Below are 22,410 nucleotides of genomic sequence, written 5' to 3'. Positions count from 1 at the left end.
AGTTAGGCAGCAACAGTCAATCTCCTAAGTGATGACCCACTGAGCAATCGTCGATAGTAAGCTTGCGTACATTTTTTATATTTGTTGAAAAGTTTGATTGCTTCGTTTTCATTGCAATATACTTTCCAACAACCACAATATTTACAATTTTTTCCTTCATGCTCGATAAATCCCTGAACATCTTCAAACGGATAACTTAAAAACAAGCCAATCTCGTGGGGAAATTCGCTGGAATCTTGAATCCGCTTGGATAAAAATTCCAGACAAGATTTCAAATCCTCGGTACGATAACCAATGTCCTGAAGAAAGCTGTCCACCCGCGGACATGAAAAGTCTTTGAGCAGTCGACTTTGACGATAAACATAGATTAAAACCCGACTGGCATTTATCCTCAGTACCTCCAGATAAACCCCACGAGCATTCAACGTATTATTACACTGCTCCAGCTGCTCTGCGAGTTGGCAATAGCTGGTAAATGGATAACTGAATAAATTACCAGTTTTCATTCCGGCTAATGTAGGCGAACAGTGGCGTATCAATTCTCTCTCGAACTTGTTCATGACGACATCTTCCGGGTATGCGATTTTAAAACACAGCCATCGCAATTCTTACATTGAGCACAATGCTCCTCCAGAATGTTTCGTAATGCAGCCAAACTGCTGCTATGTGACCGTGCCAGGGGCAAATTTAGTCTTTTTGCCTCATCGGTCGCACAGTTTACCATTTTATGCGAAACCGTCCCAGTAAATAATACAATCAAATCTGGGACGCCGATTTTTTTTTTCATTGCACCCTGCATTTGGGTGAAAACCTTAGCCCGACAATCATATTCTTTGCATAAATCTTTATATTGATAAATCATGCGATCATTTCCGCCAATAATAACAATGCTCATTTGGTGCCCTCCATCCCCATGTGTTAGTTATAACTAACTGATTATAACTTATCACAATTCGGAGCAGCTGTCAATTATTTTTAAACATTTATTAAGGAATTATTATTGGTTTTTATGGCTGACTACAAAGCTCATATTTAAATATTATACCGCATAAATCAACATACAGTATTTTAAGCATTGACTTTATATTGATTAACAGTTTTCGCGAAATAACATTGATCATCAAAAAAACGGCTGCAACATTAGATTATTATAATACAATTGATGATTGATAATAATATCACAAAATTGCACAACAATATTAATCAAAAGTCGAGTGATGCACAAGAAACATCGGCGCATATAATGAATATCTTATATTTAATGTCAGTAGTAATCTATAGTATTTTGAGCAAAATATTACTGCTGCAAATATAATAAAAAAAATAATTCGCAAAATATTCACTTGACAATTGATAATATATGCCTTATCATGATGCCAATAGAATATTTAGCAAACTTATCGAAAGGTAAGGACGCAAAGCTTTAGGGTCTAAGTAATTATTTATATGACAGCCAGTTGCACAACCACATTTTTTAATGATGATTATAATGCAACGTGTCAATGCGTTGTTTTTTTATTCTATACGATTCAGTTGTTGGTCAATTTAATATTTGGCAAACTTATCGAAAGGTAAGGACGCAAAGCTATAGGGTCTAAATAAGTATTTATATGACAGCCAGTTGCAGATTATAGGTGTATTTAATTCGCCTTAATTGCAACGAGTAAATCGTTGCTTTTTTATTGCAAAAAACGAATGGAGGATACTGATGGATCAATTACTGATAACTGCAGAAGTTTTTATAATTGGAGCAGTGACGGGAGTATTAATGAAAAAAACGACTGATTATTTAGTCAGACAGCGAGTCAAGACCTTGACCAACCATCAGTTATCCGGTAGTGTTACAGATACAATATTTTGGGCGATGCTTAACGCAACCATCTGGTTAGTCTTTGTAAAACTCAACGGACTTGAACCAAAAACATTGGAATGTATGTTGCTCTTTTCAATCTGTGTCATTCTTTCTGCTGTAGACATCAGCATTAAAAAAATCCCCAATGAGCTGGTATTAATGACGATATTCGTGGGCGGTGCCTTCATCATTACCGGGCAACCGATTGCCAGTATTGGAATGAATATCTTTGGTTTAGTAATTGGTTTTATTATATTCTTTTTACCAGCAATAATTGGAAAGGGCGCTGGTTGGGGAGACGTAAAATATGCCTGCTGCGGTTGGTTTTTGTTTGGGTGTTTATGGAATAATTTCTGCGATTATGATAATGACTTTTTTTCTGATGATCTATACAGCATACCTGATCATTAGACGAAAAGGTAATTTGAAATCAAAGGTCGCCCTGGGACCATTTATGGCTTCCAGTTTTGTATCCGTATTAATTTTAAATCTTATCAACACAAATCATCTGATAGATTTTGGAATGTTGTTTTAAAGCAAGTTTACTTGGTAACGATTACGAAAAATTTTTAAAAGGGAGAAGAAAAAATGAAAAAAGGATTATCACGCATGATCAGAGAAGAAGATGGACAGGGCATGGTTGAATATGGCTTAATTATCGCAGGGATTGCATTGGCTGCCATTGCCGCCATTTGGCTGCTGGGGCCGCAAATCGGGCAAATGTTTACAGATATCGGCACTCAGTTAGCAGCATAATGATTCTAATTAGTTTGACTAACAAATATAAAATATTGAAGGAGAAACTGAAATGAGAAATCAATTGATGCACATGATCAGAGAAGAAGACGGACAGGGTATGGTTGAGTATGGCTTGATTATTGCCGGGATTGCATTGGCTGCCATTGCCGCCATTTGGCTGCTGGGGCCGCAAATCAGTCAATTCTTTACGGATATCGGCACGCAGATGGCTGCATAATGAAGTAGACTGTTCAAGAAATTAAGCACGATTTAAAAAAATTTAAAGGAGAAGAAAGAAATGAAAAACGGATTGTCACGCATGATCAGAGAAGAAGATGGACAGGGTATGGTTGAGTACGGTTTGATTATTGCCGGGATTGCATTGGCTGCCATTGCTGCCATCTGGTTACTGGGTCCACAAATTGGTCAGTTCTTTACCGATATCGGTACTCAATTAGCGGCTTAAACGATAATAGATCAATAGAAATTTATCGAAGATACTAAATAAAAGGAGAAAATAAAATGAAAAACGGATTATCACACATGATTAGAGAAGAAGATGGACAGGGTATGGTTGAGTATGGTTTGATTATTGCCGGGATTGCATTGGCTGCCATTGCTGCCATCTGGTTACTGGGCCCTCAAATTGGTCAATTCTTTACGGATATCGGAACCCAATTAGCAGCATAAAGCCTACAGGTAGTTATTGTGTTTACTGTGAAGAAACCAGTGGCATATTGGCAACGTCAAAGTGGAGATTTCTGCCGGACGTAATCAATATGCCTTTTTTAGTCGGTTAAACGATCTGCTCCAGTTACAGTTAAATAAATCAGATCTTCAGGATGAATGATCAGGGAGGAAAAATGTTTGCAAACATAATCAAACGGTTTAAAAAAGAAGACGGGCAAGCAATTGTTGAGCTTGCGATCACCCTGCCAATTTTGATTATGATTTTGTGCGCAATCATCGATTTTGGTTGGCTGTTTATGAATCAGAACAGTATTGATTATGCCGCAAGAGAAGGCGCACGCTATGCAATCGTACATTCTACTAGTAAAGTGGCGATAGAAGAGCATATTCGGATAATTGCTCCTGAGAACATTGCCGACACTGTAGACATCAGCATCACGTTTACAAATGCATCAAACCCCCGTCTTGGTGATGTAATTATCGTTATCAGTGATGATGTGAATATTTTGACCCCGATTGTTGGCGTCTTTGTTCAGGGTGAAACGATGAATCTTTCTTCATCCTGTACCATGAAGGTGGAATAAATGAGACGGATAATTAACTTATTAAAAAAATTCCCTTTAAGCGGATAAAAAAATCCGAACAAGGTGATGCGTTGATTATTGTGGCTGTTTCGATGGTATTTATCATGGGAATGCTGGCATTAGTTATTGATCTGGGGTTGGCGTTTTTAAGTACCGGAGAACAGCAAAAAGCTGCGGATGCAGCCGTATACTCATCGGGACGGTTGTTGCCGGTTCCAATCGGCAATACGGCAAAAGTAAATCAGATCAAAAACAGTGCCATCAATTATGCCAGTCTGAACGGATTTGAAGACCTGACTCAGGATGATGTTATTCTGGGGAAGGTCAGAAATGGCCAATACACTGAGATAAAAGTAATTGTTGATAATTCCGTACCGATGTACTTTGCTAAAATATTTGGGATTGATTATTTGGATCTTTCCAGAAGTGCGGTGGCAAAACTATCACCGATCAATCGAACGACAGGAGTTGTTCCCATTGGCTTGACTAAAGAAGAAATTGAATCCCGAATTGCCAACAACAATTTAACGCATGTGACGCTAAAATATGGGGTTCATGGCGGATCAACATCTTTCTTTGGAGCCCTCGATCTGGATGGACAAGGCGGCGGTGCCAGTGATTATCGAATCTGGATTTCTCAGGGTTATGCCGGAGAAATCAGCGTCGGTGATATCCTTCTGGAAGAAAGTGGCAACATGGTGGGACCGACTTATCAAGGGTTTGATGAACGATACAATGCCTGTACCCATTTTGGAGCTCAAGTTGGCGGTTCCGGTTGTACCGCCGAAGATTTCGAGCCATCTTGCCCGAGAATTGTAAAAGTACCTGTTTATTCTTTTGGTACCGACAAAAAAACCGTAGTTGTCGAAGGGTTTGCTGCATTTTTACTGGAAAATCAGACTAATGATGGCTACATCACCGGCTCCTTTTTAAATATGGTATCAAATGGTGCCTCTTCAGGAAATAATGTTGGGGAAGGAACCGAAGGGGATTTTGGATTATATAACCTGATCCTGTCCGAATAATTAATAACTATCGGTATTTTGGGTAAATATTATTTATAAACCCATTAATCAGTTGAATGGAGAAATCGATGAAAAAACTCGTAATAATTGCATTGATCGTATCGGTGATCACCGGATTTGCAGTTTTTCAATTTGCAATCTCCCTACAAAAAGGCAAAGACCAGGCGACACAGCCCGTTGTTTTGGCAACTCAGGCCATTCCCAAGGGAACCGTCATTGAAAAAGAGATGCTAACAACCGAAGAAGTACCAATTGAGATGGTTCACCAACTGTCAATTGCCAATCCGGAGGATGTTCTGGGGCGTATCACCAAGGAAAACATTGAGGCCAATGAACAGATCCTGACCAGTCGTTTAAGTGATACCAATCAGGAAAATAATAATTTATCCTACGCCATTGAACCAAATTATCGGGCCCTGACCATTCTGGTCGATGAAGAAAAAGGGGTAGGCGGCTATTTAGTCAAGGGAGATCGTGTTGATCTTGTCACAATTTGGATCACAAAAGAAAAAGATGTCGTTTCACAGTATGTTGTCGAAAATATTGAAATTCTGGAAATTGGCCCCAAGAGCACTGGCGACAAAGGTGGGGAATACACCTCGGTAACGGTCTCGATTCCAGCAACCGAGGTTGAAAAAATTACCTATGCGTTGTCAATTGAACAAACGACTAAGTATCGTCTGGTGCTCCGCTCACCGGTTGACAAGGCCATATTAGGACCAAAGCCCTTCATGCCTTTAAACTAAGCGGTACTAACGACTAATAATTTATATACTATAGAATAAAATGGGGTAAACGCCATGGAAAAGATAAAGGTAATGATTGTTGGAAATAATGACAATCGGATCTATGAAATTAAAAGTCTGCTTCGCAGCGACAGCGTGGCATTTATCGGTTTCTCAAAACAGGATGAAAGTGTTCTGGAGAAATCCATCAGTTTGAAGCCCCATGTGTTGATTATTCAATGTGAAGATGACTACAAAGCAGCCATCGATTTGGCTGAAAAAATATATATCCGAATTCCCGGATGTGCAGTAATTCTCATCTGTGACAGTTTTGATGTAAGCATGATCGAAAAAGTCATGTTGGCCGGGATCCGCAAAGTACTACAGTTCCCCATTGATGCTGAAACGTTACAGGAAAACATCGAATTGGCTCATTACATGGAAAAATCCCGTTTGGAAAATGCGGATATCACGGCATCCAATAATATGCAATCCCGGATAATTACGGTATTTGGTGCCAAAGGCGGGATTGGTAAGACAACCATTGCTATAAATTTAGCGGTATCGCTGGCAAAAATGGGTAAGAAGGTCGCGGTAATCGATGCTGATCTCCAATTTGGGGATGTCAATGTTTACTTTGATATTGACCCGAAGGATACTATTTCTGAATTATCACAGGGCAACGATGCCGGTGATATTGACGCCATCAAACGGATGATGGCCTTGCATTTTTCCGGGGTCAGCATTGTCTGTGCCCCCAAAAGTCCCGAATATGCCGAATATGTAACCCCTAAAAACATCGAAACCATGATTAATACCATGCGGCCCTTTTATGACTATATTCTGATTGATACCGCACCGGTGTTTAGTGACATTACCATGGCAGCCATCGAGAATTCAAACCTGGTACTGTTAATTACTGTTCAGGATATCTCAACCTTGCGCAACACCAAAATTACCCTCAATATTCTAGAGTCCCTGCAACAGAAAGAAAAAACGGAACTGGTGATCAATCGGATAACAAAGGGATTGATCAGCTTAAAGGATATGCAGCGGGTTTTAAATGAACCGGTTAAAAATACCATCGTTTTTGATTTCAAGACAGCGACAACCGCTCATAACAAGGGAATCCCCGTTGTCTTGGACGCACCTAAGTCGGAAATTAGCAAGAACCTAAAAAAACTGGCGCAATATATCGTCAATACCATTGACCATCGAGTTAGTTAAAAAGAAAGAATCGATAAAAGAGGTAAAAAAATGGGACTGCTGGAAAGAATGGAACAACAACGACTGGGACAAAAAGACAAGGATCAGGAAGAAGGAAAGAAAGACATTATACATGTTGATATCCATCAGGATCTGAAAAATCGGGTTCACCAGGAAGTAATTAATGAAATCAATAGCAGTAAGGTTGACACGGTCGGCAAAGAAAATCCCATCGAAATCCTGCGAATCCTGGAAAATGTCATGGCGGTTGAAGCGGAAAATGTCAACCGCCTGGATCGCAGCCGTATTACCGAAGAATTACTCAATGAGATTATCGGCTATGGACCGCTGGAAGTGCTTTTAAATGATCCGGATATTTCCGAGATCATGGTTAACGGTTATAACCGGGTCTATATTGAAAAAAAGGGGAAGATTCAATTATCGCCGGTGGTCTTCAAGGACAATCAGCATGTGATGAACGTGATTGACCGGATTGTATCTTCGGTAGGCCGTCACATCGATGAGTCCAGTCCGATGGTCGATGCCCGGTTAAAAGATGGTTCCCGGGTCAACGTGGTGATTCCACCGCTTTCTCTGGTCGGGCCGGTTATTACCATTCGAAAATTTTCCAAAAAGCCAATTACCACTGATCAATTATTGGGTTTTGGATCAATATCAAAAAAAATGCTGTCGTTTTTGGAAGCCTGTGTTAAGGGCAAACTGAACATTATTGTATCAGGCGGAACCGGCAGCGGAAAAACAACCATGCTCAATGTACTCTCCAGCTTTATTCCAGATAATGAACGGATTATCACCATTGAGGACTCGGCCGAACTGCGGCTGTTACAGGATCATGTGATTACCCTGGAAAGTCGACCATCCAATCTGGAAGGACGAGGAAAGGTCTCAATTCGGGAACTGGTCGTCAATGCCCTGCGAATGCGGCCGGATCGGATCATTGTCGGAGAGGTTCGTTCGGCAGAAACCATCGATATGCTTCAGGCTATGAACACTGGCCATGACGGTTCATTGACCACCATTCATGCCAATTCACCAAGAGACTCTCTGTCTCGTATCGAGACGATGGTTTTGATGTCAGGGATGGATTTGCCGTTGCGGGCAATCCGAGATCAGACGACCTCAGCCATTGACATCATCATCCAGCAATCACGACTCCGGGATGGAACCCGAAAGGTGGTAAATATTACAGAGGTTACGGGTCTTGAAGGAGATGTCATTGTTATGCAGGACATTTTCAGCTATGAAATGACCGGACAATTGGACACCGATGGAAAATTCAAAGGACGCTTTAAAAGCATGGGGATCAAGCCCCGATGTTTAGAGAAAATTGCTCATAATGGTGTAATGATTAATGATGATTGGTTCATCGAGTAAATGAGTTTATACGGAGTAATGCAATGAATGCGATCATCGTCACCTTATTAATGATGCTTACAGTATTTTTTCTGGTATTGCTGTTGCTTTACGCCATTTCAGCGGATCAACGCCAGATGCAAAAGCGGTTTAACGGCCTGACAAGCCTGAGTGCAACCGACTTGACAAATTTAAAAAAAGCCCGAAAAAGTCGGGAAAAATCCAAACACAAGGTGCTTAAAAAACTGGAAAATGATTTGTCAATGTCTGGTATTCTGATCCGACCTTCTGAATTTCTGCTTCTCTGGATTGGCTTGTCGATGATTCCCTCAACCCTGGTGTTTATGCTGGGCGGCAATATTATCTTTTCAATTATTTTACTGCTATTTGGGTTATTGGTACCGCCGCTTTATGTGAATAAAAAACGGGCAACTCGAGTCGAACTGTTTGAACAGCAACTAATTGATGCCATCAGTATCATGAGCAGTTGTTTGAAAGCTGGTCTCACCTTTCAGCAGGCGTTAGTCAGCATATCAACTGAAATGCCAAACCCCATTTCGGAAGAATTTGGCCGGGTTGTTAAGGAGTTAAAATTAGGCAGCTCCATTGAAACGTCTTTAACCCGGTTATCTGACAAAATTGGCAGTCAGAATTTCATGATGATTGTTTCAGCAATTCTGATACAGCGCCAGACCGGCGGGAATCTCTCAGAAATTTTAACCAATATTTCGGGAACCATCAAAGAACGGTTTAAAATAAAAAATGAGCTCAAAGTTTTGACAGCAACTGCCAGAACCTCAGGTCTTGTGGTGGGTTTAATGCCCTTGGTAATTATACTTGTGTTTTTGTTATTTAATCCCGATTATGTAACCATATTCTTTGAATCCAATCTCGGTATTGCCATGGTAGTCATTGCTATTGTAATGGAAGTAATTGGCTATCTGATTATCCGAAGAATCGTCAATATAAAATTTTGACGATTAAATCGTAAAGAAATGAGGTGACGCAGATGTTTTTTTTGGTGATCAGTGTTTCATCACTGATTTTTATCCTGATTCTAATCATGTTTTACAATCAGGCGAGCATTGCCGATACCAAAAGGAAAAGACTCGGTTCGATTAAAAAAAGAAACAAAAATGATCTTGATGATGAGTTTGAGAAACCTTTTTTTCAACGGGTCATTCTGCCCATTTACCAATCGTTAATTAAAAAAATATCATCACTGTTTCCCAAAAAAGGGAGTGCCTCAAATAAAAAAACCGAGACAAATCTCAGACTCGCCGGACTTCAGCTTGCCGTCAATGAATACAATGCGATCCGGATTATTGTTTTTGGTGGCTTTTTTATTGGTGCATTTTTTATAACTTTGTTCACCCGCTGGAATATTTTAAATGAATTATTATTTGTTTTCGTCTGTATGTTATTGGGAATTATCGCACCGGTTGTTTTTTTAAAACTCAAAATAAACAAACGTCAAGGCGCAATTTCCAATGAATTGCCGGATATTATGGATATCCTTTGTGTCACCATGGAAGCGGGACTGGGTTTTGATTCGGCGCTTATTAAAATTGGCGAGCGTTTAAGTGGCGTTCTGGTTGCCGAACTGAATATTGTTCATTCTGAAATTAACTATGGAAAGCCCCGCAAAGATGCCCTCAAAAGCTTGGCTGATCGTAATTCGGTTGAAGAATTAAAAACCTTTGTGGGTTCAATTATTCAGGCGGAACAATTGGGAATTCCCATTAATCATGTCTTGAAAGCACAATCCGAAGAATTGCGAATAAAAAGAAGACAACGAGCCGAAGAAAAAGCCATGAAAGCACCGGTCAAAATGATGATTCCACTGGTTTTTTTCGTTCTTCCGGTACTATTTATTGTTCTTTTGGGGCCAACAATTTTACAGCTTGTTAAACAGTTTGGTTAAGGGGTATAATAAATGAAAACATGTCGTATTTTTAAAAATGACACACTCCTGTTTAGTGAAATACAAGTCGCAGATAACTTCGTCACCCGATTGGTCGGTTTATTAAGAACCACCGAATTAGCTGATAACCAGGGACTCTTACTCAAAAAATGCAATCAGGTTCATACCTTTGGGATGAAATTTCCGATTGATGTGATCTTTTTCTCAAAAGATGGCAAGATCCTACATCTGGAACACCACATGAGGCCGGGAAAAGTCAGTCCCCATGTTAAAAATGCATACTGGGTACTGGAGCTTCAATCGGGCTCCTGTCAAAAATATCACCTGGAAGTCAATCAGCGTCTTGTCGTCAGTCAATAATTTAGAAAGGTATAATAAATCATGGCAAAAAAATCCGAACAACTAACCTTAGATGAGCTCAGAGATAAGTCAGTAAAATCAAAAACAAAATTATCTTTTGGAAAAGAAATGGGCGGATACAACAAAAAACAGGTCACCGAGTATATTGACAATCTAACCGATAGCTTAAGCAGTGCCGAGGAATCCTTTAATAATCGACTTGAAGAATACGCTGCCATGATAACGATGTTAAAACAGGAACGGGATCAATACGGCGAAATGTATAATCTCTGTAAAAGTTCAAAAGGTGAAATGGCAAATCAAATTGATGCATTAAAAAGAGAAAACGAAGAATTGAATCGCCTGGTTAATGAACTGAGTATTAACCCGGTGCCGCAACCGGTTGAAGTTATTGATACGCATCCTGGCGACGCCGCCATCAACTCACAAACTAAACTCGAAGAATACTTGAGTTATGAGCAGGAAAGCCAAGAAATGAAAGCGCAACTGGATCAGCTTAAGGCGATGGTTCGGGAGTTAAGTACTGAACTTGAAGCCTATGCCAGCACCAATCTGAGCGAGATAACACCAGCAAGCGGTTCGGCTGATCAACAGCTGCCGGAAAAGGATGTCCTAAAATATCAGTATGAGGACATTCTTAAAGAACGTCGTGCGTTAATCACTGAAAATAATCAGTTAATCAAAACGAATGAACAACTATCCGATGAAGTGATGCTCCTCAAAGCGCAAATAGCAACACTGGAGGAAACTGCCAATCAGAAGATTCAGCAAGCAATTTCTACGTATCAGTCAAAAACGGATGCGTTCATAAAGAATCATCAGATAACCCTGGCTAAGCTCTCAGAAAACATGATCAATTCGTTGCATCTGATCGAGACAGAGGGTGACGACTTCATAACACTAAAAAACATGTTACTGATCGATACGATTCAAAGCCAGTAAAAAATAGACACAATTTTTGATTATGCGTTTAATCAATTCGCAAAAGGTTATAAATAAAATAGTAACTTTATTTTATAATTATGGAGGATTGATATGTTTGAAAAGATAATCGTTGTTTCCGAGGTTTCCAACGCATCGAATGAGATGGTGAAATGTATCAGAAGTCTTCGTGCTCTGGGTGCGACGGAATGTTTACTGCTTCAATGTTTTAATCCCCATGACGTTGACTCTGGTGTTTCCTCCTATTTAACATCCATATTTAATGAGAACCTGAAAAATCAGTCTGAGATCCTAACTGAGCAGGGATTTACCGTAAAAACTCAAATCATTTCCGGCAATTTAAAAAGTGAAATTAATCAGATTGCCCAAGACGGTGATTACGCAGTAATTGTTGTCGGAGCTGAAAAGCACTCCATGGTAGGTGCCCTTTTTTTAGGTGGGGTTGCTTACGATATAATCTATGGTTCGACAAAACCCATCATGCTCGTTAAGGACAATCATCAGGATCAAACGGTCAGAAATTCAAATGATCAAATTGATCATATCTTGTTTCCCACCGATTTTTCGGAAAATGCCGATATTGCCTTTGAATATGTTAAAGAAATGGTCAAACAAGGTGTCAATAAGGTGACGATTTTTCATATTCAGGATGAATCCAAAATAAATCCATATCTGCTCCATCGACTGGTTGAGTTCAATGAAATAGACAATAGTCGCCTCCAGAAGCTTAAAGATGAATTGCAACTTCTCAACACAGTTGAAGTAGAAATAAAGATCCGTTACGGAGCACCCACTTCAGAGATTATTAAGTTGGTTGATGAGGAACGAATTCCCATGATTGTGATGGGCACCCAGGGGCGAGGCTTTATTAAAGAAATTTTCTTGGGCAGTGTCAGCCATAATATTGTCCGTCATGCTTCTGCATCGGTTCTTTTGATTCCTGGCAATCGGGCAGATTAGAAAATTTTAGTAAAACCAACAAACAGCTGAAATGCAATAGCAAATTTCAGCTGTTTATTTAATTTCGGGAAATATAACTTGAATTTTTATGCATGGCCAAATATAATGAAAGATGAAACTTATACCGTAGGAGGAAAAAATGAAAAGAAAAAGTTATGCATTAGTAGCAATTGTATTAGGAGCTGCCTTGTTGTTGACTGGCTGTGGCAGTAAATCGACCAGTAACGTAGATCCGCTGGCCGATGGCGTGTTAACCGCCGGAACCAATGACATGTATCTGCCACTGGAATTCCGGGATGAAAACAATGAACTGGTCGGATTTGATATCGACCTGGGTCAGGCCCTGGCAGATGAGCTCGGAGTTGAGATTAAATGGGTGCCAACAGCTTGGGACGGCATTTTTAATGGTCTGAATGCCAACCAGTATGATATTGTTTTATCGGGAACCAGCATTACGGAAGAACGGCTAAGCGGTTTTAATATGACAGATCCATACCTTGCCAATGGGATTGTTATTGTCTCTCGTAAAGATGCGACTCCGGCAAAAACACCAAAGGATCTGGCTGGAAAAACAGTCGGCGTTCAAATCGAAACCACCGCTGATTATGCTGCGGAGGCTTTAAAAACCCAGGAAAACGTTGAATATACTGTGAATAAATATGATGCCATGCTTGACGCCTTCGCCGCACTGGAAGGAAAGCAAATTGATAACATTATGACGGATATCAGTGTTGCTCAATTCTATACCACACTAAAACCGGATGTCTACGCAATTTCATCTGATGTCTTGTCAAATGAACCCATCGGCATCACCGTCAGAAAAGCTGACACAGCCTTCAATGAACAGTTAAATACGGCTCTGGATACTCTACGGGAAAATGGAAAATTAACCGAGCTGTCCATGAAATGGTTTGGACAGGATGTTACGCAGAATATTAATACCGAATTAAAAGTCATTGAATAATTATAATAAAAAAATGCCCGGCGCTGAGATTTGATACCAGCGCCGGGTCTTTTTGATTGCCAAGGCTTTTCTTTGCCATTATAATGATGATACACTACGTGATCCGAAATGCAAAGGGGACAAGAAAACGGTGAAAGATTTAATTTATTGGCTATGGTTTATGCGGCTAAAAAAAATTTCCCTCAAACAAAAAAATATGCTGATCGAACAATTTTTATCTCCCTGTGTGATTTATTCATTAAGTCCCGAAACCCTTTTGATGACGAAGATCATTGATGAAAAGACAGTTAATTATTTTTTCCAGTCTCGATCGCTGGTGCAGGCAACTCAGGATTTATCATATTTGGAAAAAAATAAAATTACACTGCTTCTGCGTCATGACCCCCAGTTTCCGGAGTCGCTCTTAAATCTTTACACGCCGCCATTGGCTCTTTATGCCAAAGGTGATTTATCACTGCTTCAGGCACCACTATCGATTGCCATAATCGGTTCCCGCAACCCCACGGTAGCTGGCGAAAAACACGCCAAGTTATTTTCACAATCTCTATCTTCAGTGGGGATTACTATTGTCAGCGGCTTAGCTGATGGCATTGACGGCAAGAGTCACTGGGGCAGTATCAATGAACTGGGGAGCACGATTGGCGTTTTAGGAACCGGTATTGACATCTGCTATCCCCGGGTCAATCAAAAGATTTTTGATTTGATGGCCCAAAAAGGTCTGCTGCTCAGTGAATTTAATTTGGGTGATAAACCCCTGCCATATCACTTTCCACAACGAAATCGATTAATCAGTGGGCTTTCCCAGGGTGTTCTGGTGATAGAAGCCCGTAAAAAAAGCGGATCACTGATCACGGTCAACCATGCCTTGGAACAGGGCAAGAATGTTTATGTAATCCCCGGGGATATTGGCACTTGCAACTGGGCTGGTGGAAACCAATTACTAAAAGAAGGTGCAAAACTTGTTACCGATCCCCATGATATTTTAGAGGATTATGTTTTATTCGATCAATGGACGGATCACATGGAAACAAAGGCAGACGTTTATAACAAACAGACTGAGTTAAAACTGACCAATCCGAATGAACGGCTACTCTTTGATCTGATTAAAAAGGGTTATCGCACCATTGATGAGTTGGTGGCAGGCTCCGGATTACCCATCAATCAGGTAAATAGTCTGCTGACGATGATGGAAATAGCAGAGATCATTCAAATTAAATACGGAAATATCCTGTTAATTTAAGGACAATGCGTTATATTCGACTGCATAAGTTTGTATTTTGTGGAAAGATTTGCTATAATGTTGCTATTTTAAGAGAAAAGCGTCGTTACTATTAAGAGAGAAGGAGGTATTCAATGAGTAAAACCTTGGTTATCGTTGAATCGCCGGCAAAAGCAAAAACGATTAAGAAGTATTTACCAAAAGGCTACGAAGTTGAAGCGACGATGGGACACGTAATTGATCTGCCCAAAAGCCGAATTGGTATTAATATAGAAGAAGATTTTAAACCGGACTATATAAAAATCCGGGGCAAAGCGGAATTACTGAAAAAACTGAAAAATGCTGCAAAAAAAGCCGATCAGGTCTATCTGGCCACTGACCCTGACCGGGAAGGAGAAGCGATTTCCTGGCATATGGCAAATTTTCTGGAAATCGATTTAGCAACCAAATGCCGGATTGAGTTCCATGAAATTACCAAAAAAGCTGTCAATGCGGCCATTGAAAATAAACGCATAATCGATATCGATTTAGTCAATTCACAACAGGCCCGGCGGATTCTGGATCGACTGGTTGGGTATTCACTGAGTCCTTTTTTGTGGAAAAAAGTAAAGAAGGGGCTTAGTGGTGGTCGGGTTCAATCCGTTGTCACCAGAATTATTGTCGATCGGGAAGAGGAGATTGCCGCCTTTATTCCCGAAGAGTATTGGAACCTGGAGCTGCTTTTAAAAAAAGCCGATGACGAAAAAACCTTCATCTCCAAATTTTATTCGGAAGATGGCAAAAAGAAAACCATTACCAACGCCGAAGAGGCCATTCGGCTGGAAAAGGTAGTAAACGCCCATCCCATTGTCGTTGAAAATGTTAAAAAGCGGATTCGTTATCAAAAACCACCGCTACCCTTTACCACCAGTACCCTCCAGCAGGAAGCGTATAAGGTTCTGGGCTTCACAACTCAACGCACCATGCGTCTGGCCCAGCAGCTCTACGAAGGGGTTGATATCAAGGGCAGTGGGCTGACCGGTTTGATCACCTACTTAAGAACCGACTCAACCCGGATTGCTGACGAAGCGGTTGCTGAGAGCAAGGAATATATAATAGAACATTTTGGCGATGATTATCTGGGCACTGAAAAAAAAGCCGGAAAGAAGAAAAATGTCCAGGATGCCCACGAAGCCATTCGTCCGTCATCGGTCGTGCTGACGCCTGAAGATGCCCGCAATTCACTGGAGCCAGACCAGTATCGTTTGTACAAGCTGATCTGGGAAAGACTGCTCTGCAGTCAGATGGCTGATGCCCAGTATTTCGTTACCGATGTGGATGTAGCCTGCAACAATCTGATTTTTAAAACCAAAGGCGAAACCCAAAAGTTTGACGGTTTTACCCGGGTTGGCAAAGGGGCTGGTAAAAATGATGACAGTATCTTGCCGGAACTGGCCATCGGCGATGACCTGGAACGGCTTAAAACAACAAAAGAGCAGAAATTCACCAAGCCTCCGGCCCGCTACACCGAGGCCTCATTGGTTAAAATCCTTGAAGAAAAAGGCATCGGTCGACCCAGTACCTATGCACCGACCATTGCAACCATTAAAAACCGGGACTATGTGGAAGTGGAAGACAAGCATTTCAAGCCGACCGAACTTGGTGTCACGGTAACCCATCTGATGAAAGAATATTTCAGTGATGTGGTAAATATTTCCTTTACCGCCGAAATGGAAGATCGTCTTGATGCCGTTTCTGATGGCCAAACTGACTGGGTTGAATTGCTTAAAAACTTTTATCAGGGTTTTGAAAAAGAACTGACCAATGCCCAGGAAAAGGCTGAATCAGTAACTATCGCTGATCCCGAATCAGATGTGGATTGCGAATTGTGCGGTACCCGAATGGTCATTAAAAAAGGAAAATATGGCCGCTTTCTGGCCTGCCCCGGCTTTCCGGACTGTAAAAATACCAAACCCTATTTTGAAAAAACCGGGGGGATCTGTTCCGTTTGCGGTGGCGATATTGTTAAGCGAACCTCAAAAACTGGACGAACCTTTTATTCCTGTAACAATTACCCGGATTGTGACTATATGAACTGGGACTTGCCCATTCCTGAAAAATGTCCGGTCTGCGGATCAACTCTTTTTCAAAAAGGCCTGGGGAAACGCAAATCAATCTATTGTGATAAAAAAGATTGCGGTTATAAAGCACCAATGGCCGAATAACTAAAGTACAAGTGTTAAGAAAGCGAGAATAACTATGTTTCATGCAACAACCATCGTAGGAATCCGTCATAACGGTCAAGTCGCCATAGCTGGAGATGGTCAGGTAACCATGGGCGAAAAAACAATCATGAAAAACAAAGCCACTAAAATCAGACGAATCTATCATGATAAAATCCTGGTGGGGTTTGCCGGATCGGTTGCCGATGCCTTTACCCTGTGCGAAAAATTTGAGCACAAGGTTGAACAGTACAACGGTAATTTAAAACGTTCCGCAGTGGAATTGGCCAAGGAGTGGCGCTCAGATAAGATTCTCAGGAAACTTGAAGCCCTGCTGATTGTCATGGACGAAGCCGAGACCCTGGTCTTATCAGGGAACGGCGAAGTCATTGAACCGGATGATGATGTGGCGGCCATTGGTTCCGGTGGATCCTATGCACTTGCCGCAGCCCGGGCTTTAAAAAGTCATTCAAACCTCAGTGCCGAAGAAATGGTCTACGAATCATTAAAGATTGCTTCAGAAATATGTGTCTTTACCAACAATAATATTTCTGTTGAAGTATTATAGAAACGGAAGAATGCTAATGAAAGAACTAACACCAAAAAAATCGTTACCGAACTAAACCGTTATATCATTGGTCAGGAAGCGGCAAAAAAAGCTGTGGCTGTGGCGATTCGCAATCGCTATCGACGGTCGTTGTTACCAGCCGATCTGATCGATGAGTTCACGCCTAAAAACATCATCTTGATTGGACCAACCGGGGTCGGGAAGACCGAGATAGCCCGACGAATGGCGAAGCTGGTGAAAGCACCATTTATCAAGGTTGAGGCAACTAAATTTACCGAAGTCGGTTATGTTGGCAGGGATGTTGAGTCGATGGTTCGGGATCTGGTCAATACAGCCATCCGAAACGTTCAACAGGAAAAAATGAAAGAAGTTTATGCCGAAGCCGAAATAAATGCCAATAAAATTATTCTGGATATTCTGGTACCTTCAAAAAAGTCAAAGAAACCCTAAAAACCCCCTTTGACATTTTTATGAAACCATCCCCGCCGACAACCCCAACACTATCGGAACTCGAAGGAGATGCCGAAAAAGAGCAGACCAAAAAAGAAAAACGGGAAGCGCTATCAAAGGATTTGGTCGCTGGTCGGCTGGAAGACCAGATGATTGAAATTGAAGTGGATGACGACGGTTCTAAAACTATTGGTATTATGCAGGGAATGAACAGCGATAGTATGTCATTCAATATGAATGATATTCTTGGTGACTTTTTGCCTCAAAAGAAAAAAAGAAAAATGTCAAAATCTCTGAGGCTCGGAAAATCCTGATCAATCAGGAAGCCCAAAAGTTAATTGACATGGATCAGGTCAACGAACAGGGTGTCAAGGATGCCGAACAGAATGGCATTATCTTTATCGACGAAATTGACAAAATTATCGGTAACGGCAACAACCACGGACCCGATGTGTCCCGGGAAGGGGTTCAACGGGATATCCTGCCAATTGTTGAAGGCAGCACGGTTAACACCAAATATGGTCCGATCAAAACCGATTTTATTCTCTTTATTGGAGCCGGTGCCTTTCATGTGTCAAAAATTTCTGACATGATTCCCGAGCTCCAGGGTCGTTTCCCAATCAGTGTCCAGCTGGACAGTTTGACTGAAGAAGACTTTATTCAGATTCTGACCCATACTGAAAACTCGGTCATTAAGCAATATCAGCAGCTGATCCGAACCGAGGATGTCAATCTGATTTTTGAGGACGAAGCAGTCCGGTATCTTGCTAAAATTGCTTATCTTCAAAATGAAGAAGACGAAAACATCGGGGCCCGGCGGCTGCACACCGTAATGGAAAAATTACTGGAAGAAATATCCTTTTATGCGTCCGATTACGAACAGGACGATTTTGTCATTGATATGAATTACGTGGAACGGGTCTTTAATATCTCTGAAAAGCGGGATAATTATCAAAAATATTTACTCTAAATAAAAAAATAACTTGTATTAACAGCAACGCTATGTTAATATATATCGGTATGTATTACACACATTCTCTGAAAGACATCAGGTGCCGGTTTGCTGGTCGATGTTCTTGATTGATGAGAATGGAGGAAAAACCAAGGAGGAATGAATTATGGCATGTGTTTCAATGAAACAATTATTAGAAGCAGGGGTGCATTTCGGGCACCAGACACGACGATGGAATCCAAAAATGGCTCCATATATTTTCACAGAAAGAAATGGTATTTACATCATTGATTTACAACAAACTGTGAAACGAATTGAAAAAGCGTATGCGTTTGTCAAAGAACTGGCTGAAAACGGCGAAGAAATTCTGTTTGTCGGAACCAAAAAACAAGCTCAGACAAGCATCGAACGAGAAGCAAAACGTAGCGGCAGCTATTGCGTGAATCATCGTTGGTTAGGTGGAACCTTAACAAACTTCGGTACCATCAGCAAACGAATTGAACGATTAAATGAATTGGAACAAATGGAAGAAGATGGCACCTTTGATCTTCTGCCTAAAAAAGAAGTTATTCAGCTGAAACGTCAGCGTGAAAAATTACAAAAATTCCTGGGCGGCATCAAAGATATGAAGGGTGTTCCGGGTGCAATTTTTGTTATCGATACAAAGAAAGAAAGAATTGCCATTGCTGAAGCTAAAAAACTGGGTATTCCAATTATCGGTATCGTAGATACAAACTGCGATCCTGATGAAATTGACTATATCATTCCTGGTAATGACGATGCGATTCGTGCGGTTGCTTTAATTCTTTCAGTTATTTCTGATGCGATTATTGAAGGACGTCAGGGCGAACAAGTCGAAGAAGAAATTGAAGTAGCACCAGTAGCTGTCGTCGAAGAAGTTGTCAGCGACGTTGACGAAGTCGAAGAAGCTGCTGAAGTTACTGAAGCAGAATAGTTTATAATTACGATCAGGAGGAGAAAAGTGGACGCAAAATTAGTAAAAGAATTACGCGCTAAAAGTGGTGCCGGAATGATGGACTGCAAAAAAGCGCTTGTTGAAACAGACGGAAATATCGAAGACGCAATGGTTTATCTGCGGGAAAAAGGACTGGCTGCTACCAATAAAAAAGCTGGCCGTGTTGCCGCTGAAGGAATCGTTGAAGCGTATATCCATATGGGTGGAAAAATTGGCGTACTCGTCGAAATTAACTGCGAAACTGATTTCGTTGCTAAAAATGAAGGATTTAAAAATTTTGTTAAAGACGTGGCAATGCACATTGCTGCTGCCAATCCTTTATATGTAACCAAAGAAGAAGTGCCAATGGAAGAAATTGAAAAAGAAAAAGAAATTCTTCGAGCTCAGGCGCTCAATGAAGGCAAACCAGAAAAAATCGTTGATAAAATGGTTGAAGGCCGTGTCAGCAAATATTATAAAGAAATTTGTCTGTTGGAACAACCTTTTGTTAAGAATCCCGATCTGACTATTGAAGATCTGGTTAAAGAGCAAATTATGACCATCGGCGAAAATGTCAAAATCCGACGCTTTGCCCGCTTCCAGATGGGTGAAGGTTTAGAGAAAAAAGAAGAAAACTTTGCCGAAGAAGTAGCGAAGCAATTAAACGCATAAACGCTGAAAAAGAACACATTCGTGTTCTTTTTTTACCGTTGATTCGATTGTAAATTATTTCACATTACGATATAATAAAGAAAATGAAAGGGGGAGTTTTATTGGAACCGAAATACAAACGTGTCATCATAAAATTAAGTGGAGAAGCATTAGCCGGTACAACCAGCCATGGTATTGATACGCCGACGGTACAAGCTATCTGCAGCCAGATCAAAGAGGTTTTTGAATTGGGTGTTGAAATAGCCATTGTTGTCGGCGGTGGTAATTTCTGGCGGGGACGAAGCGGCGAAGGGATGGATAAATCAACCGCCGACTACATGGGAATGCTTGCCACCTGCATCAATGCCCTCGGTTTACAGGATGTTCTGGAAGAAATGGACGTGCCCGTCCGGGTTCAAACTGCAATTGAAATGAAACAAATTGCCGAGCCCTATATCCGCAGAAAAGCCGTTCGACATCTCGAAAAAAGACGGGTTGTTATTTTTGCCTGCGGTACCGGAAATCCCTTTTTCACGACCGATACAACGGCTGCCCTGCGAGCAGCAGAAATTGATGCTGAAATTATCCTCTTGGCAAAAAGCATTGATGCGGTGTACGATTCAGATCCCCTGGTTAACCCGGATGCAGTCCGCTATTCTGAATTATCATACATAGATGTACTGAATCAAGGCCTGAAGGTCATGGATTCAACCGCAACCTCATTATGTATGGATAATCACATCCCTATTCTAGTGTTTGGTTTAAATGAACCGAAAAATATTTTACGTGCAATTATGGGCGAAAAAATCGGAACAATTATTCAGGAGGTATAGAAGATGGTTAATGAGATCAAAGCCACAGCAAATGAAAAAATGGATAAAGCCCTTAAAAACCTTAATGAAAGTTTGGGAAGTCTCCGGGCTGGTCGAGCCAATCCCCGAATTCTTGACAAGGTCATGGTGGATTATTATGGATCACCGACAAGTTTGAATCAATTGGCAAACATCAGTACTCCTGAGCCACGCATGATCGTTGTAAGCCCTTATGATGCAACCGCTATTCCGGCCATCGAAAAGGGTATTTTAAAATCTGACCTGGGTTTTAATCCCTCTAATGACGGTAAAATTATCCGTTTACTGATTCCCCAGTTAACCGAGGAACGCCGTAAAGAGCTGGTCAAACTGGTTAAAAAGTACGGAGAAGAATGCAAGGTTGCTATGCGAAACATTCGTCGTCATGCCATTCAGGATCTTAAAGATGGACAAAAAGAAGGTCTGATCACCGAAGATGATTTAAAGCAAGGTGAAAAAGAAATTCAGAAGGTAACGGACGAAGAGATTAAAAACATTGATGCCATTCTAAAAGAAAAAGAAGCGGAAATTTTAGAGGTTTAATGGTTTTATCGGGATATGATTTATTTAATTGTTCATTCAATTATATAGTATTTCATTAAGAGTGGGGAGACCCACTCTTAACTATTTTTCAAGTCGGTATCAAAGTGATGGCTACTGTGAAAAATACAACCCAGATTTTTAGATAAATAATAAAATAAAAGGAATAAGTATGAAAAAAGTATCGAAAGAGTTCTTATTAGAAGAATTAGCTGCTCCAGTGGTCGAATCACTGGGGTATGAACTAACCGATCTGACCTTTGAAAAAAAAGGAAAGGACTGGTATCTGACCCTATTTATAGATTCGGAAAATGGCATTTCTTTGGAAGATTGCGAAAAAGTCAGCCGACCAGTCAGTGAAATGCTTGACGAGCAGGATCCCATCGAACAAAGTTATTTTCTCGAAGTATCATCACCCGGAATGGATCGTCCGTTGAAAAAAGAAAAACATTTCCTGTCAAATCTTGATAAAAAAATAGCAGTTCATCTTTTCGCACCGATGGATGGGAAAAAAGATATCGAGGGGGTATTAAAATCATATACTACCGATGAACTAACCCTTGAATTGGAAACAGGTGAACTGCTGACACTGGAGAACAGTAAAATTGCAAAAGCAAATCGGTTGGATGAGTTGAATTTTAAACCTCTTCCATCAGCTGAATAATACGGAAGGCGGAGA

General features: G+C 40.8%; 29 protein-coding genes and 2 riboswitches. Of the genes, 27 read left to right on the top strand and 2 right to left on the bottom strand.

Translation table 11 applies throughout. The features are described from left to right. Positions 1 to 2 precede the first annotated feature (2 nt). Positions 3 to 560, bottom strand: a complete 558-nt coding sequence (locus tag CHL1_RS08960; protein WP_250936159.1) for a DUF3793 family protein — start codon at positions 558 to 560, stop codon at positions 3 to 5. After that, positions 557 to 895 carry a DUF2325 domain-containing protein gene (locus CHL1_RS08955; protein ID WP_070372225.1) on the bottom strand — a complete coding sequence of 113 codons (339 nt, stop codon included), beginning with the start codon at positions 893 to 895 and terminating at the stop codon, positions 557 to 559. Before CHL1_RS08955 ends, CHL1_RS08960 begins: the two co-directional genes overlap by 4 nt. Positions 896 to 1,380: 485 nt before the next feature. Then, a riboswitch (cyclic di-GMP riboswitch) is annotated at positions 1,381 to 1,465 on the top strand. A gap of 79 nt (positions 1,466 to 1,544) precedes the next feature. After that, a riboswitch (cyclic di-GMP riboswitch) is annotated at positions 1,545 to 1,629 on the top strand. A gap of 79 nt (positions 1,630 to 1,708) precedes the next feature. Between CHL1_RS08955 and CHL1_RS08950 the strand changes: the two genes are divergently transcribed. The 27 genes from CHL1_RS08950 to CHL1_RS08820 all read left to right on the top strand — a co-directional run bounded on the left by CHL1_RS08950 (position 1,709) and on the right by CHL1_RS08820 (position 22,395). Further along, positions 1,709 to 2,263 (top strand): prepilin peptidase, encoded by a 555-nt coding sequence (locus CHL1_RS08950; protein WP_250936157.1) that lies wholly within the window; start codon positions 1,709 to 1,711, stop codon positions 2,261 to 2,263. A 177-nt stretch (positions 2,264 to 2,440) separates the two neighbouring features. Further along, positions 2,441 to 2,608 carry a Flp family type IVb pilin gene (locus CHL1_RS08945; protein ID WP_250936156.1) on the top strand — a complete coding sequence of 56 codons (168 nt, stop codon included), beginning with the start codon at positions 2,441 to 2,443 and terminating at the stop codon, positions 2,606 to 2,608. 52 nt (positions 2,609 to 2,660) lie between these two features. Further along, positions 2,661 to 2,828, top strand: coding sequence for a Flp family type IVb pilin (locus tag CHL1_RS08940; protein ID WP_250936154.1), 168 nt, complete (start codon positions 2,661 to 2,663; stop codon positions 2,826 to 2,828). 60 nt (positions 2,829 to 2,888) lie between these two features. Beyond that, entirely contained in the window at positions 2,889 to 3,056 is a 168-nt protein-coding gene (locus CHL1_RS08935) for a Flp family type IVb pilin (protein WP_084633730.1), read from the top strand. 56 nt (positions 3,057 to 3,112) lie between these two features. After that, the gene (locus CHL1_RS08930) at positions 3,113 to 3,280 is read left to right on the top strand and encodes a Flp family type IVb pilin (protein ID WP_250936153.1); all 168 of its coding nucleotides are present in this window, start codon (positions 3,113 to 3,115) and stop codon (positions 3,278 to 3,280) included. Positions 3,281 to 3,453: 173 nt separating this feature from the next. Then, positions 3,454 to 3,864 (top strand): TadE/TadG family type IV pilus assembly protein, encoded by a 411-nt coding sequence (locus CHL1_RS08925; RefSeq protein WP_250936151.1) that lies wholly within the window; start codon positions 3,454 to 3,456, stop codon positions 3,862 to 3,864. Positions 3,865 to 3,944: 80 nt separating this feature from the next. Then, entirely contained in the window at positions 3,945 to 4,889 is a 945-nt protein-coding gene (locus tag CHL1_RS08920) for a pilus assembly protein TadG-related protein (protein WP_250936263.1), read from the top strand. Positions 4,890 to 4,957: 68 nt separating this feature from the next. Further along, positions 4,958 to 5,635, top strand: a complete 678-nt coding sequence (cpaB, locus tag CHL1_RS08915; protein ID WP_250936149.1) for a Flp pilus assembly protein CpaB — start codon at positions 4,958 to 4,960, stop codon at positions 5,633 to 5,635. Positions 5,636 to 5,689: 54 nt separating this feature from the next. Next, entirely contained in the window at positions 5,690 to 6,841 is a 1,152-nt protein-coding gene (locus CHL1_RS18335) for a CpaE/TadZ family protein (RefSeq protein WP_276520487.1), read from the top strand. A gap of 30 nt (positions 6,842 to 6,871) precedes the next feature. Next, complete coding sequence (locus CHL1_RS08905; protein ID WP_250936147.1) at positions 6,872 to 8,215, top strand: TadA family conjugal transfer-associated ATPase; 1,344 nt, start codon at positions 6,872 to 6,874, stop codon at positions 8,213 to 8,215. 23 nt (positions 8,216 to 8,238) lie between these two features. After that, positions 8,239 to 9,171 (top strand): type II secretion system F family protein, encoded by a 933-nt coding sequence (locus CHL1_RS08900; protein WP_250936145.1) that lies wholly within the window; start codon positions 8,239 to 8,241, stop codon positions 9,169 to 9,171. Positions 9,172 to 9,203: 32 nt separating this feature from the next. Continuing rightward, positions 9,204 to 10,118 (top strand): type II secretion system F family protein, encoded by a 915-nt coding sequence (locus CHL1_RS08895; RefSeq protein ID WP_250936144.1) that lies wholly within the window; start codon positions 9,204 to 9,206, stop codon positions 10,116 to 10,118. A gap of 12 nt (positions 10,119 to 10,130) precedes the next feature. After that, on the top strand, positions 10,131 to 10,478 hold the full coding sequence (locus tag CHL1_RS08890) for a DUF192 domain-containing protein (protein ID WP_148637090.1): 348 nt from the start codon (positions 10,131 to 10,133) through the stop codon (positions 10,476 to 10,478). 21 nt (positions 10,479 to 10,499) lie between these two features. Next, positions 10,500 to 11,420 (top strand): hypothetical protein, encoded by a 921-nt coding sequence (locus CHL1_RS08885; protein WP_148637089.1) that lies wholly within the window; start codon positions 10,500 to 10,502, stop codon positions 11,418 to 11,420. A gap of 93 nt (positions 11,421 to 11,513) precedes the next feature. Next, entirely contained in the window at positions 11,514 to 12,380 is an 867-nt protein-coding gene (locus CHL1_RS08880) for a universal stress protein (RefSeq protein ID WP_148637088.1), read from the top strand. Between the two features lie 139 nt (positions 12,381 to 12,519). Then, positions 12,520 to 13,344 carry an ABC transporter substrate-binding protein gene (locus CHL1_RS08875; RefSeq protein ID WP_070372213.1) on the top strand — a complete coding sequence of 275 codons (825 nt, stop codon included), beginning with the start codon at positions 12,520 to 12,522 and terminating at the stop codon, positions 13,342 to 13,344. 130 nt (positions 13,345 to 13,474) lie between these two features. Next, positions 13,475 to 14,584: a DNA-processing protein DprA gene (gene dprA, locus CHL1_RS08870; RefSeq protein ID WP_250936142.1), complete on the top strand. Its 1,110-nt coding sequence runs from the start codon at positions 13,475 to 13,477 to the stop codon at positions 14,582 to 14,584. A gap of 113 nt (positions 14,585 to 14,697) precedes the next feature. Beyond that, the gene (gene topA, locus CHL1_RS08865; protein WP_250936140.1) at positions 14,698 to 16,767 is read left to right on the top strand and encodes a type I DNA topoisomerase; all 2,070 of its coding nucleotides are present in this window, start codon (positions 14,698 to 14,700) and stop codon (positions 16,765 to 16,767) included. A 34-nt stretch (positions 16,768 to 16,801) separates the two neighbouring features. Next, a complete protein-coding gene (gene hslV / locus CHL1_RS08860) occupies positions 16,802 to 17,332 on the top strand; it encodes an ATP-dependent protease subunit HslV (RefSeq protein WP_070372210.1) in 531 nt (176 codons plus the stop codon). A 93-nt stretch (positions 17,333 to 17,425) separates the two neighbouring features. Continuing rightward, the gene (locus tag CHL1_RS08855) at positions 17,426 to 17,782 is read left to right on the top strand and encodes an AAA family ATPase (RefSeq protein WP_250936138.1); all 357 of its coding nucleotides are present in this window, start codon (positions 17,426 to 17,428) and stop codon (positions 17,780 to 17,782) included. A 20-nt stretch (positions 17,783 to 17,802) separates the two neighbouring features. Then, the gene (locus CHL1_RS08850; RefSeq protein WP_250936137.1) at positions 17,803 to 18,096 is read left to right on the top strand and encodes a hypothetical protein; all 294 of its coding nucleotides are present in this window, start codon (positions 17,803 to 17,805) and stop codon (positions 18,094 to 18,096) included. Then, the gene (locus tag CHL1_RS08845; RefSeq protein ID WP_338078312.1) at positions 18,072 to 18,752 is read left to right on the top strand and encodes an AAA family ATPase; all 681 of its coding nucleotides are present in this window, start codon (positions 18,072 to 18,074) and stop codon (positions 18,750 to 18,752) included. The genes CHL1_RS08850 and CHL1_RS08845 overlap by 25 nt, the downstream gene beginning before the upstream one ends. Before the next feature lie 148 nt (positions 18,753 to 18,900). Next, the gene (gene rpsB, locus CHL1_RS08840; RefSeq protein WP_070372208.1) at positions 18,901 to 19,689 is read left to right on the top strand and encodes a 30S ribosomal protein S2; all 789 of its coding nucleotides are present in this window, start codon (positions 18,901 to 18,903) and stop codon (positions 19,687 to 19,689) included. A 27-nt stretch (positions 19,690 to 19,716) separates the two neighbouring features. Further along, complete coding sequence (tsf, locus tag CHL1_RS08835) at positions 19,717 to 20,361, top strand: translation elongation factor Ts (RefSeq protein ID WP_084633727.1); 645 nt, start codon at positions 19,717 to 19,719, stop codon at positions 20,359 to 20,361. Positions 20,362 to 20,444: 83 nt separating this feature from the next. Continuing rightward, the gene (pyrH, locus tag CHL1_RS08830) at positions 20,445 to 21,173 is read left to right on the top strand and encodes a UMP kinase (RefSeq protein ID WP_070372207.1); all 729 of its coding nucleotides are present in this window, start codon (positions 20,445 to 20,447) and stop codon (positions 21,171 to 21,173) included. A 3-nt stretch (positions 21,174 to 21,176) separates the two neighbouring features. Beyond that, on the top strand, positions 21,177 to 21,734 hold the full coding sequence (frr, locus tag CHL1_RS08825) for a ribosome recycling factor (protein ID WP_070372206.1): 558 nt from the start codon (positions 21,177 to 21,179) through the stop codon (positions 21,732 to 21,734). 169 nt (positions 21,735 to 21,903) lie between these two features. Then, entirely contained in the window at positions 21,904 to 22,395 is a 492-nt protein-coding gene (locus CHL1_RS08820) for a ribosome maturation factor RimP (RefSeq protein WP_070372205.1), read from the top strand. The last annotated feature ends 15 nt before the right edge of the window (positions 22,396 to 22,410 follow it).

It is taken from the genome of Acetobacterium wieringae (assembly GCF_023700225.1).
In the GTDB taxonomy this organism is placed as follows: Bacteria; Bacillota; Clostridia; order Eubacteriales; family Eubacteriaceae; genus Acetobacterium; species Acetobacterium wieringae.
This window is presented reverse-complemented; position numbering and strand designations above follow the sequence as displayed.

Excerpts from the sequence above, each read along its gene's own strand:
- CHL1_RS08940 (WP_250936154.1), top strand. The coding sequence starts at position 2,661 with ATGAGAAATCAATTGATGCACATGATCAGAGAAGAAGACGGACAGGGT.
- pyrH (WP_070372207.1), top strand. The coding sequence starts at position 20,445 with ATGAAAGGGGGAGTTTTATTGGAACCGAAATACAAACGTGTCATCATA.
- CHL1_RS08880 (WP_148637088.1), top strand. The coding sequence starts at position 11,514 with ATGTTTGAAAAGATAATCGTTGTTTCCGAGGTTTCCAACGCATCGAAT.
- CHL1_RS08930 (WP_250936153.1), top strand. The coding sequence starts at position 3,113 with ATGAAAAACGGATTATCACACATGATTAGAGAAGAAGATGGACAGGGT.
- CHL1_RS18335 (WP_276520487.1), top strand. The coding sequence starts at position 5,690 with ATGGAAAAGATAAAGGTAATGATTGTTGGAAATAATGACAATCGGATC.
- hslV (WP_070372210.1), top strand. The coding sequence starts at position 16,802 with ATGTTTCATGCAACAACCATCGTAGGAATCCGTCATAACGGTCAAGTC.
- CHL1_RS08905 (WP_250936147.1), top strand. The coding sequence starts at position 6,872 with ATGGGACTGCTGGAAAGAATGGAACAACAACGACTGGGACAAAAAGAC.
- CHL1_RS08925 (WP_250936151.1), top strand. The coding sequence starts at position 3,454 with ATGTTTGCAAACATAATCAAACGGTTTAAAAAAGAAGACGGGCAAGCA.
- CHL1_RS08875 (WP_070372213.1), top strand. The coding sequence starts at position 12,520 with ATGAAAAGAAAAAGTTATGCATTAGTAGCAATTGTATTAGGAGCTGCC.
- CHL1_RS08950 (WP_250936157.1), top strand. The coding sequence starts at position 1,709 with ATGGATCAATTACTGATAACTGCAGAAGTTTTTATAATTGGAGCAGTG.
- cpaB (WP_250936149.1), top strand. The coding sequence starts at position 4,958 with ATGAAAAAACTCGTAATAATTGCATTGATCGTATCGGTGATCACCGGA.
- CHL1_RS08895 (WP_250936144.1), top strand. The coding sequence starts at position 9,204 with ATGTTTTTTTTGGTGATCAGTGTTTCATCACTGATTTTTATCCTGATT.
- CHL1_RS08890 (WP_148637090.1), top strand. The coding sequence starts at position 10,131 with ATGAAAACATGTCGTATTTTTAAAAATGACACACTCCTGTTTAGTGAA.
- frr (WP_070372206.1), top strand. The coding sequence starts at position 21,177 with ATGGTTAATGAGATCAAAGCCACAGCAAATGAAAAAATGGATAAAGCC.
- rpsB (WP_070372208.1), top strand. The coding sequence starts at position 18,901 with ATGGCATGTGTTTCAATGAAACAATTATTAGAAGCAGGGGTGCATTTC.
- CHL1_RS08935 (WP_084633730.1), top strand. The coding sequence starts at position 2,889 with ATGAAAAACGGATTGTCACGCATGATCAGAGAAGAAGATGGACAGGGT.
- CHL1_RS08850 (WP_250936137.1), top strand. The coding sequence starts at position 17,803 with ATGAAACCATCCCCGCCGACAACCCCAACACTATCGGAACTCGAAGGA.
- topA (WP_250936140.1), top strand. The coding sequence starts at position 14,698 with ATGAGTAAAACCTTGGTTATCGTTGAATCGCCGGCAAAAGCAAAAACG.
- CHL1_RS08820 (WP_070372205.1), top strand. The coding sequence starts at position 21,904 with ATGAAAAAAGTATCGAAAGAGTTCTTATTAGAAGAATTAGCTGCTCCA.
- CHL1_RS08900 (WP_250936145.1), top strand. The coding sequence starts at position 8,239 with ATGAATGCGATCATCGTCACCTTATTAATGATGCTTACAGTATTTTTT.
- CHL1_RS08955 (WP_070372225.1), bottom strand. The coding sequence starts at position 895 with ATGAGCATTGTTATTATTGGCGGAAATGATCGCATGATTTATCAATAT.
- CHL1_RS08945 (WP_250936156.1), top strand. The coding sequence starts at position 2,441 with ATGAAAAAAGGATTATCACGCATGATCAGAGAAGAAGATGGACAGGGC.
- CHL1_RS08885 (WP_148637089.1), top strand. The coding sequence starts at position 10,500 with ATGGCAAAAAAATCCGAACAACTAACCTTAGATGAGCTCAGAGATAAG.
- CHL1_RS08960 (WP_250936159.1), bottom strand. The coding sequence starts at position 560 with ATGAACAAGTTCGAGAGAGAATTGATACGCCACTGTTCGCCTACATTA.